The organism is Bacillus sp. SM2101 (genome assembly GCF_018588585.1).
Taxonomy (GTDB): domain Bacteria; phylum Bacillota; class Bacilli; order Bacillales; family SM2101; genus Nanhaiella; species Nanhaiella sioensis.
This window is the reverse complement of sequence record NZ_JAEUFG010000013.1, coordinates 131901-142421: the sequence shown is the minus strand read 5'-3', so window position 1 is coordinate 142421 and position 10521 is coordinate 131901. Positions and strand designations below refer to the sequence as shown.

General features: G+C 31.5%; 13 protein-coding genes and 4 pseudogenes. 10 read left to right on the top strand and 7 right to left on the bottom strand.

Annotated elements, in window-relative coordinates:
* The coding region (locus JM172_RS14440) for an IS110 family transposase (protein ID WP_214483067.1) at nucleotides 1-307 on the bottom strand (307 nt) is incomplete at its 3' end.
* Nucleotides 308-799: 492 nt separating this feature from the next.
* On the opposite strand from JM172_RS14440, the gene JM172_RS14435 reads away from it, so the two are divergent.
* The 5 genes from JM172_RS14435 to JM172_RS14415 all read left to right on the top strand — a co-directional run bounded on the left by JM172_RS14435 (nucleotide 800) and on the right by JM172_RS14415 (nucleotide 3596).
* Nucleotides 800-1006, top strand: a complete 207-nt coding sequence (locus tag JM172_RS14435; protein WP_214483072.1) for a helix-turn-helix transcriptional regulator — start codon at nucleotides 800-802, stop codon at nucleotides 1004-1006.
* A gap of 40 nt (nucleotides 1007-1046) precedes the next feature.
* On the top strand, nucleotides 1047-1436 hold the full coding sequence (locus JM172_RS14430) for a hypothetical protein (RefSeq protein WP_214483066.1): 390 nt from the start codon (nucleotides 1047-1049) through the stop codon (nucleotides 1434-1436).
* A 253-nt stretch (nucleotides 1437-1689) separates the two neighbouring features.
* The gene (locus tag JM172_RS14425; protein ID WP_214483065.1) at nucleotides 1690-1908 is read left to right on the top strand and encodes a hypothetical protein; all 219 of its coding nucleotides are present in this window, start codon (nucleotides 1690-1692) and stop codon (nucleotides 1906-1908) included.
* 256 nt (nucleotides 1909-2164) lie between these two features.
* The gene (locus tag JM172_RS14420) at nucleotides 2165-2704 is read left to right on the top strand and encodes a GNAT family N-acetyltransferase (RefSeq protein WP_214483064.1); all 540 of its coding nucleotides are present in this window, start codon (nucleotides 2165-2167) and stop codon (nucleotides 2702-2704) included.
* A 205-nt stretch (nucleotides 2705-2909) separates the two neighbouring features.
* A complete protein-coding gene (locus JM172_RS14415) occupies nucleotides 2910-3596 on the top strand; it encodes a hypothetical protein (protein ID WP_214483063.1) in 687 nt (228 codons plus the stop codon).
* An 86-nt stretch (nucleotides 3597-3682) separates the two neighbouring features.
* Here JM172_RS14415 and JM172_RS14410 read toward each other — a convergent pair whose 3' ends face one another.
* From JM172_RS14410 to JM172_RS14395, 4 genes are all read right to left on the bottom strand, one after another.
* Complete coding sequence (locus tag JM172_RS14410) at nucleotides 3683-5179, bottom strand: LysM peptidoglycan-binding domain-containing protein (protein WP_214483062.1); 1497 nt, start codon at nucleotides 5177-5179, stop codon at nucleotides 3683-3685.
* A gap of 342 nt (nucleotides 5180-5521) precedes the next feature.
* Complete coding sequence (locus JM172_RS14405) at nucleotides 5522-5740, bottom strand: hypothetical protein (protein WP_214483061.1); 219 nt, start codon at nucleotides 5738-5740, stop codon at nucleotides 5522-5524.
* Between the two features lie 6 nt (nucleotides 5741-5746).
* Nucleotides 5747-5899: a YvrJ family protein gene (locus tag JM172_RS14400; protein WP_214483060.1), complete on the bottom strand. Its 153-nt coding sequence runs from the start codon at nucleotides 5897-5899 to the stop codon at nucleotides 5747-5749.
* The gene (locus tag JM172_RS14395; protein ID WP_214483059.1) at nucleotides 5883-6437 is read right to left on the bottom strand and encodes a sigma factor-like helix-turn-helix DNA-binding protein; all 555 of its coding nucleotides are present in this window, start codon (nucleotides 6435-6437) and stop codon (nucleotides 5883-5885) included. The genes JM172_RS14400 and JM172_RS14395 overlap by 17 nt, the downstream gene beginning before the upstream one ends.
* 453 nt (nucleotides 6438-6890) lie before the next feature.
* Between JM172_RS14395 and JM172_RS14390 the strand changes: the two are divergent.
* Together JM172_RS14390 and JM172_RS14385 are read left to right on the top strand one after the other, a co-directional pair.
* Nucleotides 6891-7004 (top strand): annotated as a pseudogene (locus JM172_RS14390) (HU family DNA-binding protein); the annotation flags it as partial.
* Nucleotides 7005-7302: 298 nt separating this feature from the next.
* Nucleotides 7303-7731 (top strand): hypothetical protein, encoded by a 429-nt coding sequence (locus JM172_RS14385; RefSeq protein WP_214483058.1) that lies wholly within the window; start codon nucleotides 7303-7305, stop codon nucleotides 7729-7731.
* A 31-nt stretch (nucleotides 7732-7762) separates the two neighbouring features.
* Here the strand turns inward: JM172_RS14385 and JM172_RS14380 are convergent, their stop codons facing one another.
* Together JM172_RS14380 and JM172_RS25450 are read right to left on the bottom strand one after the other, a co-directional pair.
* On the bottom strand, nucleotides 7763-8392 hold the full coding sequence (locus JM172_RS14380) for a hypothetical protein (RefSeq protein WP_214483057.1): 630 nt from the start codon (nucleotides 8390-8392) through the stop codon (nucleotides 7763-7765).
* Nucleotides 8393-8623: 231 nt separating this feature from the next.
* Nucleotides 8624-8913 (bottom strand): annotated as a pseudogene (locus JM172_RS25450) (Tn3 family transposase); the annotation flags it as partial.
* Nucleotides 8914-8917: 4 nt separating this feature from the next.
* Between JM172_RS25450 and JM172_RS14375 the strand changes: the two are divergent.
* The 3 genes and pseudogenes from JM172_RS14375 (at nucleotide 8918) to JM172_RS14370 (ending at nucleotide 10264) form a co-directional block, all read left to right on the top strand.
* Nucleotides 8918-9179: pseudogene (locus JM172_RS14375) on the top strand (transposase).
* A pseudogene (locus JM172_RS25665) lies at nucleotides 9180-9358 on the top strand (IS200/IS605 family element RNA-guided endonuclease TnpB); the annotation flags it as partial. It abuts the pseudogene before it with no gap.
* A 555-nt stretch (nucleotides 9359-9913) separates the two neighbouring features.
* The gene (locus JM172_RS14370; RefSeq protein WP_214483056.1) at nucleotides 9914-10264 is read left to right on the top strand and encodes a hypothetical protein; all 351 of its coding nucleotides are present in this window, start codon (nucleotides 9914-9916) and stop codon (nucleotides 10262-10264) included.
* Nucleotides 10265-10521: the final 257 nt, after the last annotated feature.

Sequence of the window (10521 nt, the reverse complement as noted above, 5' to 3'; positions counted from 1 at the left end):
TTTTGACTTTTCGTAAACTAACTTTCTTAGATTCGTATGAAATTACTGGATTAATTAAATAATAGGTAACACCATGGTGTTCTAAAAACTGTAAAACAGGCTCGTGATAGTGTCCTGTTGACTCGAATATCACGCAAGGTGGTTTTCCTACTTTTTTCTCAACCTCTAGATAAAACAAGTGAAAATCATGTAAGCCCATTCTAGTATGCTGAAACTTAAAACTCTTTTTGTATGGATTTTTCCTTTCTAAAAACGCTTGAACTTGGCTTTCTCCTTTAGCGACATCCAGGCCAATGACTGGATCCATAATGTATCACTTCCTATATTATATTTGCCGGTAGCCCCCTAACATAACTTGTAGTTTCATAGCTTCGCTTGTTATACGGGGTCTATACCCCAACCAGCCTCAAACATGTTTCTACAAGTAGGAGGTGAACAGTATTGCCGACGGGATCGAGTCCCAATGGCGCTAGCGTTCTACCCCGACTACCTTAAGATTAATACCTATTAAAAATAGGTCAACCAGAAATGTTACTGGCTGACCTCATAATACGATATGGCGCTAACCTGTAACAAGGGTTAGTGCTTTTCTTCATTTTAGGGAGATGTTGTGGAATAATAATGATAAAAATAGTTACTGAAATAAGGAAGTTGATAAAGATATACGTATGTATATGAATAATAAAATAGTTGAAGGTAAAGAAATGATTGTAAAAAACCTTTGACAATTAATTGGTCTTTTTATACAATACAAGGTGTAAAACATGTTTTACACCTTGTTTGTGGTGGTGACAATAAATTGGAAAATAAAATTAAACAATACAGAGAGAAAAAAGGTTTATCACAGGGTAAGTTAGCCGATCTATGTAATGTTAGTAGGCAGACAGTAAATGCAATTGAAAATAATAAATATGACCCCAGTCTTCAATTAGCTTTTGATATTGCATTCCACCTAAATAAACCTATGGAAGAAGTTTTTAATCCTAAAAGAGGAGATGACATTTAGAGTAATCAATTATTATACAAAGGAGGAAGAAAGATAAATCATGAGTACTAGAAAAGTTGGGGGACTTATTTTCGGATTAGCAACTTTAGCTGTACTTGGTTTTACAATCTTTAAAATCATTACAGGTAAAGAAGTTGGATTTAATGAAATCTTTGTGTTTAGTAGTTTATTTATGGTGTTTTTTTCTGCTATTACATGGGGAGGAGAAAAAGAAAAAGATGGGATTTTACAGAATGAAGAATTAGGAAGAAAGATTACCGAGCAAAGTTCAAAAATTAGCTATTATATTTTAGTAGTAATTATATTAATCTTTGTCTTCTTGGATTATTCTTTAAACGGTACATATAACTTCTTTATCTTAGGGATTATGGGTATAGCGATGGTTTTGTTACCGTTAGTAGAATTTTTAGTTTCACGAAAGTATCAGTAATTCATTATAGATAATGACTTTATGTAGAAGGGTGTAATGGATAGAAAGAAGAAATCTATTTATATAAACACTCCAAAATTCATTAATTAACATTTTATTACAGATGTGAATGACAATCAGGTTTTAACAATTAAACCTTAGGTTAGACATAAACCAATCTATTATTTGTAAGAAAGATATCTAATGCTACATTTCTCGAGTATTGCATTTATACTATGTCCAATGATTTTTTTAATATTTAGGAGGGATTATGTTGAAGAAAACTACTGATACTAATGAGTTTGAGAATACAATAACTGCTATTAGGAATCTTTCAGATGATGATGCTAAATCATTGTTAAAAGTAATCTATGGATATGTCAATACTGCTATGACAGGAAATGGCGGAGATAAATTCAAATTAGAGGTTATAGATGAGGTATCAGATATTTATAAACGTATTCCAGATTTAAACACGTTAAGAAATAAATAAAAGTACTAAAAAACTGATTAGTGTTTAGGTATTGTGCATAAATGTACTTAAACAAACGGAATGCTTTTTTTGAAGACTGTTACTATTCTCTTTTAAGGCTATTATAATTTGAATCTTCAGCAATATGGCGCGCTTCATAAAAAGAGTGTCTTTAATGATGATGTAAGAAAATAATGGTATAGATATGCTTAAACTGAAAGCTGAAAATTATTTCCTACTATTTATTCTAATAGTTAATTGTTAAGGAGAAGATGACTTGAGAATTGAAAAAGTTTTTGAATATGATATTAATGATGAATTAAGAGCTAAGTTACAGCAGTTACTATTAGAGTGTTTTCCAGGAGATTATCCACAAGATAGAATTTATTTTAAACAGTTACCTCATTTTCGATTTATTGCATTTGATTATAACAATAAACCTGTTGGTCAAGTGGGATTAGATTATAGAGTAATGAACTTAAACGGGAAGCGAATAAGGATACTTGGAATAATTGATTTATGTGTATCGAATAATTTTCGTTTACAGGGTTTGGGCTCATCATTACTTTCTGAAATAGATAATTTCTGTGAAGGTAGGTCTATTGACTTTATACTCTTGTTTGCAGACAATAAGAAATTATATTTGAAAGCAGGATTTAAATCAGTAAAATGTAAGTGTAAATGGTTACAAATAAATGATGAGGACCAAACAACTTATGGAATAGGTCATGAGAGGATTCATGAACTTATGGTTAAAAAAGTGGGTACTGAACAATGGAAAGACGGGGATATTGATTTACTAGGATACCTTTACTAAACTAAAGGGCTTTTGAATAGATCTTTTGTAATAATTATTATATTAAGTATTAGGTAAACACGGTCAAATTTTAGATCATTTACAAGTAACGATCTTCGACAATCTGGCGCGATGATATAATATTATTGCTGACTGGCATAAGTAGAGCAAGCTAAGCTACGCTATATCACAATTACGATTGATGGAAGGGGGAATGAATGATTAAATGAAGAAACTATCAAAGGGGTTGTTTTGTAATGTTACCCTATTATTACTTATTCTATTGCTCGCTGGCTGTAATAGCGGTACAAACAAAGCATCATTTATAAGTGCTTCAGATAATGTGTCTACTACCCAATCAGAAAAAAAACTCGACGTTACAGAAGAAAGTAGCCAGATAGATAATAATGAAGTTGAGTCGGAGTCCACAACAGAAACAGAGGAAACGAAAACGGAAAACTATAATGAAACCTTTTCAGAAGAAGTAAAAATGGAAGGTGTAAATAATTCGTTTGAAAGCGAAGCAGATAATCCATTGTCTAAATATTCTTATGCAGAAATTGAATATGCTAGAATTTGGTTGCAACTTGGGCCAAATCAAGAGATAGATGGATTATACGTTCGTCGTATTTTAGCTGGAACACCACTTAATCTTAATGATGACACTAGTGCTAACTATCCGGAAGATGTTATTCAGTTAGCGGGTTCTCGATTAGTGGATGGTTCAGTAACATATAGTGGTAATGGGGATGGCACTATAAATGTCTACAATATTCCTTTGCGTTGGGATGGTATTTATCCTGCTGGTGAAAAATTCTACACAGATATTATTAAAAATACAAAACTTGTGTCCGTTGACACAGGTAACGATGAAAAAATCATAAATCTCATCAAAAAAATGAAGATTGAGTAATTAGACATTCTATTAATTTTATAAGAAGAAGAGGGTGTTTGAAAAATGAACACCCTCTTTTGTAGTTAACACTATATTTTATTTTTTTAGAATACCTGAATAGCTCGGTTGTAATACATAATACGGTCATCTAAGCCATTTGTACCACCATTTACTCTTCTTGTTACTGCTTCAACGGTTGGATTAGTATCACATAATGCATTCATATTATTATTATTCCACCAAAATCCAGCACTTGACCATGGATAATTAGCTGCGACATAATCCACACCTTGGTTTAGAATTTCAGGATCGCCCATTGCATTAGCAAATTGTGTATAGTTGTAACGACCTGTTAATTGAATGTAACCTCCACCTTTGTACTTTGGACCATCACCAGGTTCAGTATTTCCTAAATCGGTACGTCCTTCATAATCCTCACCAGACGCTAATTCTTTAGTCCATCTACCTGCTCCCGATTCATGACTACATTGACTAATAAAATGACAAAGCCTAGATCTAGTTGTTATGTTATATCTTTCTAAGCAACTATTCAAATCATTTAAGATAGCTTCTGAAAGAAATTGACTTGACCATCCAATTTCATTCAATTGGCTTTCAGTTACATAAGTTACAGACGCTCCACCATCCCCAATGTCTGGTAAATCAGGGTTATCTCCAGTACCACTATTAGCATAGACTTTTAGCACTTGTCCAATTTGAATTTTATTAGGGTCACTAATGTTATTTAATGATTGTATTTCTGCTAATGTCATTCCAAATCGTTGGGCGATGCCACTTAAACTATCTCCCGATACTACGGTGTACGTAGTCAGATTAGGATCTTCTGTGCCTCCACCATCATTAGAACCACTATTAGCATAGACTTTTAGTACTTGTCCAACTTGAATTTTATTAGGGTCACTAATGTTATTTAATGACTGTATTTCTGCTAATGTCATTCCAAATCGTTGGGCGATGCCACTTAAACTATCTCCCGATACTACGATGTACGTAGTCAGATTAGGATCTTCTGTACCTCCACCATCACTAGAACCACTATTAGCGTAAACTTTTAGTACTTGTCCAACTTGAATTTTATTAGGGTCACTAATGTTATTTAATGATTGTATTTCTGCTAATGTCATTCCAAATCGTTGGGCGATGCCACTTAAACTATCTCCCGATACTACGGTGTACGTAGTCAAATTAGGATCTTCTGTACCTCCACCATCACTAGAACCACTATTAGCGTAGACTTTTAGTACTTGTCCAACTTGAATTTTATTAGGGTCACTAATGTTATTTAATGATTGTATTTCTGCTAACGTCATTCCAAATCGTTGGGCGATGCCACTTAAACTATCTCCCGATACTACGGTGTACGTAGTCAGATTAGGGTCTCCTGTTCCTCCACCGTCACTAGAACCACTATTAGTGTAGACTTTTAGCACTTGTCCAATTTGAATTTTATTTGGATCACTAATGTTATTTAATGATTGTATTTCTGCTAATGTCATTCCAAATCGTTGGGCGATGCTGCTTAGATTGTCTCCTGATTTTACAGTATAAGTAGTAATTGATTGTGTGAATGTTATCGTCATATTCATTTCTCCCCCTTGGTATCAGATAGGTTGGCCAACTGTACTTTATAAAGAAATCTAAACACTAAAATAAACAACCAGTTTATAAAATAATGTTGTAATAGTTACTTTGGTGGTTATTTTCCATCGTGATGCAAAGATATTCTTCACATCAGTAAAACAACTTGCTAAGCAGGGGGGAATTAGTTCTTTACATACTTTTCAGTGGCATCACCAAAATCTTTCATTGAAATAGGGAAATCTAACCAAAAAAAGAGGCAAGATGTATATAACACCACCTTTACCTTCTACTAACATATTAGAATAGATCCACCCACTCGTTTAGAGTGTTCTCATAGAATATTAATATTTATTAGAATATCTCTTCTCTTCCAAGCTTAATAATTCCATCAAAGATTCTCCATCTTCAAATTCACCTGAAGATACCTTTTTAATTATTACTTCAATCAAATTCTGTTCTAAATCTTCTCTTTCATTTCTTGTAGTTTGTCGCAATACTGATTTGATTTTAGGATTTAATATTTCTAAAACTTTTAATATCTTTTCTTCTTTGTTTAGCAACTTAACTCATCCACCTCTTCGCATAGATTCTGCAAGATTATTAATAGATTGCTCTAGACTTTCAATTTTATTTTCAAACCTAATTAACAAGTACACTACTAAAGCAATTGGAAAGCCAAAATTACCTATTAAGGGAATAAATTCAACTCCTTCTAACATCAAAATACCTCCTTAGTTTATTTAATGCAGTATTCCTACATTTTGTAATAGACTGTCTTGATACATGTAATTTCTTAGCTATCTCAACATCCTTCAGCTCGTCTACATAATAAAGATATAAAACCTGTTTTTGTTGAATTGTAAGTGTGTTAACGGCATTTCTGAGTTTTGTATTTTTCACAAAATCATTAACGCTTATTTCGATTTCTTCAATGTTAATATTTGAGTTTTCATCTGCAATGTTGTCTAAAATCGTGTTATTTTCTTCATCGATACTTTTGTCTAAAATCAATTGAAATCTTTGCTGCTGTTTCCTCTGTTTAGCATCGTATTTTATAGCATTGAACTGTAAGTATTTATTGAAATAGGCCAAAATACGAACCTTAAAGTAATATTCATTGAAGTTGTTTTCGAGCTCCCTTATATGAGAAGAATCTTCTGTTCTAAGATACTCTTCATATAGTAGTTTTCTAGTCTTGTTTTGTTTGAAAAAGCCTATTAATATGGGGTTTTTAAGCTCTCCTAATGCAATTACCATGTATAAAATTCCTCCTTTAAGTTCCTACTGAATTTGTTCGGAAGAGAAGTCTAATAATAAGCAAAGGATTTTTCTCCATATATAAAGAACCGTTCAAATAAAAAAAAACAACCTAATCTACAAGAATCAACAATAATGTTACAAAAGAACTGTCGCTTTAAAGTAAGGATCAAATGATGTTGGGAGATAAGAGGACCCTTTGAATGTAAGATCAATGTAAAACAATCAATGTAAAACACGGTTTTGTTGGTAAGAACATTTATATAAACTAAATAAATAGTAAATGTAGTTTGAAGTAGGGGGTTTATTGTACAACAGCTGTTGAATATAGAGATACTAAAAAGTTGTAAAATCATAATAATAGAGTCTTGGGAAGGATTTTTTATGTTAATAGAAAAATTAATATGATATAAGACCATAAATATTGGGGAATGTCGATTGTGAATTGTGTTGTCAGCTCGAGAAGGGCGTAATCAACAAACTGGTGAAGAAATCGAAATCGCAGCAAGTAAGAGTCCTGCCTTTTCAGCAGGTAAATCTTTAAAAGAGGCTGTTAAAAACGGATAAGATATGTTTGAACTTCAACTTCAGCTAAAGAGAGATGAAATACTAACCATTAGGCTCTTAACCGTAGGAACTACGGAGATAGTCTAATCAATTAGAGACCGTTAGGTTTTTGTACTTAGGAATTCCCTACTTCAACCATGACCGTGAGGTCTGATAAGTGGTGGGTAGTTCAACAATAAGTATATTTAGTAAGGTATTGAATAATCGTTTATATTTTTCATTTGTGTGCTAAAATTATCTTAAAGAAGGAGTGCTTTTGTTTATTTTAGGAATAAACTATCTTATTGTGGGAGGAAAAATGAAAAAACAATATATTATTGCTTTCCCAATAATAATTTTAGCATTTGTATATGTATTTGCGAACGGTTATTATCAAATTCCAGATTTATTTGGAGGTTATAAGTTTGACACAATTAAAAAAGAAGGAGAATATGAAATACGAAAGTATAGAATTTTAGGGATTGGCACAAAGGAAACATTGAACATTGAAATAAATGATCAAAATGTTAGAGCATTTTATAGAGGAATAAATCTTAATAATCAATTAAAGTTTTTAAATAGTGCAATTTTTATAATGTTATTATTTTTCATGTTATCAAAGAAACTAAATAAAACACCATTCAAAAAAAGTTTCATTATTTTGTTTATTGTAGGGATAATAACCTTTTTAATAATTTATTCTATTGTTAATATAGAAATCAATACTATTATAAATGAATTAAAATGAAGCCATCTTAATGATGGCTTCAATATATTGGTTAAAAAGTAAAATATTCCTGAACAGTTCTTGGTCCTGAATCCCACATCAAACCAATGCTAGCATCAGTACTGTAGACTTTAAGTTCACCTTTAATTTTATTCCCTTCTTGCCATAACCTTGCTACTTCATAATTACCCCTAACTGGATCAGGCTTGTCGTCATCATAAATCTCATAAATAATGTCGGCTGCACCCATGGCAAGTGCTATAAGTAATCCCCATCCTGATCTTTTATATAATGCAAATCCTAAACCAGCTGTCCACAACCATCTATTAAGATCATCTTCTAGTTCATCACCTAGGTCATAAAAATGAGTATGGGTTTCAGGCAAAGAAATTTTAAAACCTAGGATTTTACTTAGTTTTTCTGCATAGGATTTACCTGGGTACTTTGTAATTTGCACCTTAAATTCAGAATATATTGAAATACCCACAGTTTCAGTAACAGTTTCACCAGGATCAATATACACAAAGTCATCAAAAATATAAGTTTGTCTCATTTCTGATGATAGGCCAGGAGCAGGAAGTACTGCTAAATGAAATTGTGCTCTGGAATCTCCTGTATTTTTCACTGAAAATTTGATTTCATCGTCACCATTTTTACTAGCACTTAAAGTAAAAGTTGCCATAATATCAATCTCCTTATAATTATTTTTTTGTAATCAACGTTGCTTACAATACTTAAAGTCCTTTTGGAGTAATAAAAAGCAACCATTCCAGTATTTTTTTAGAAAAAATATAAATAAATCTAACTTATTCAATTAAATTTAAATGAAAACTAAAAGCACTCCGATAATGGGGTAATGCGGATTTATAACGCTAAGCCCATTTCCAGGATGATTTCCCCAATATTAACAACGCTAGCAAAGTTTCAATGGTCTTAAAGAATTTAATGAGACTACATTCTCTGAATTAAAATGGTATTCATCTAGTAGATTGATATGTTCCCACTCTAGATAACATATGATGCAATAGGTCTTCAATAAAATACCTGTCCGTTTTTAAATTCATCTGCTTTTGTTAGTCCAGAGTATCCCAGATACTGATGGTATTAATAATTATGTTTCAGGCACTGGCTCTTTTGCAATTGATGCTCTATTGTGCTTTCGTTAACCTCACCTTGTTTGCCGAAGAAAATAGTTTTGGTTACGCTAATGAAATTAGATAGTAATAACTACTTAGTGTTCTTGATGCATTCCAATCTTGTGTTAGTCATTAAATATCGCAGAAAGATTTTGATGATAAAAAGTCTATGAGTGCCAGTTCTCGAATGATTAAAAAGGACTTTCCACAAGTAAGAAAGAAGTTATGGAAAGAAATGTTTTGGTAGAAAGGTTCTGTCTGCTAACTACTGGTGGTTCTCTCATCAACATCATGAAAAAGTATTTTGAAAGCGTGAATATGGGACTTAAATAGTTTGCTATTCTTTCAGATGGAATAGAGTATTCAAACCCTAAATTCTTTCGAACTCTAGAAGAGAAGTTAGCTAATACTCAGCGTATTCTCTCAAGACGCAAAAAAGTGAAACTAATTGTAGTCTACAAAAAAAATCGAACGCTAGAAACGACTACTTGCAAAAAATATCTACTGAAATTCCTGTCAAAACATTAAAAGTTTGTATTTCGTTAATAGAGATATTTCTTACTTCATCTATTACTAATTTTCTAGATATATTTAGTTTTCTTTATCTTCCAATGCATCAATCACATTTTTGTGATATACATAGACCTTTTCGTCTTTACCAAAAATAATATAATAACTTTTAACAAACCATTTTAAAGGTATTTAGATACTTAAATGTAATAAAATTGATTGTATGGTAATTAAATCTTATTATTGATATATTTAAAGAGAGGGCCTCATAATTAATATATAATAAGAAACTCTAATATTCTTTTTCAATATTTCCTATTAGCTAAATTGTTAGAGTTAAATCATCATGATTAAAGTATGTATTAGTTTGTCACAGTTAACAAACATTAACTTTTGTTACTATAGTCAATTTTCTTTAGCAATCGAATACAACTACATTTTAAATAAAAAAACCTTGTTTTGCGACTACTTGAAGCTGCACAAAATCAGTAATTTTAGAAATGATTCTGTTATGACATGATTTCTAAAAAGTTATATGAGTAAAGGAGAGTTAATAGATGAATATGAACAATACTAATGAGTACCTTTTGTTTGGTGTAGGCTACACTTTATTAAAAGATGACCAAGTGATCGAAGTCAGATCTTTAAGTAGGGAAGTACATAAAATTCATGACAATTCTGATATTCTCCCTCCTCATCATAATCCAGAAATTAAAAAGCATGATGACCGAGAAATAAAATTATCAGATATACTAGATAAAGAATTAATTAAAAAAATACAAAAAGGATTTTTTTATCGTGAATGGATATTAGAAAAAGGAGATTTTGAAAGATTTCTAAAAATTCCTTCCTTAATGGAGATAGATTTAGGTGAATTAAATAAATACAAAATCCGAAAGTTCAATTGATACACTACTACATATTTCACCTTTGCAAAAATTAAATGGTATACTAAGCTACAAGAGCGTTATACCATCTTGTATTCCTGATACGTACTCTCTATTTTACTTAAAAAAGAAATAAAATTGATTATTCTTAAGCTTTTACTCAACATAAAAATAGTAAACTATGTAGTGATAATGCATGCCATCTTAAACCACCAATTAGTTGGTAGACTAGAAGTGATCAAATATTCAACAGCAGTCCCCTGATGACTCCTAGTCAC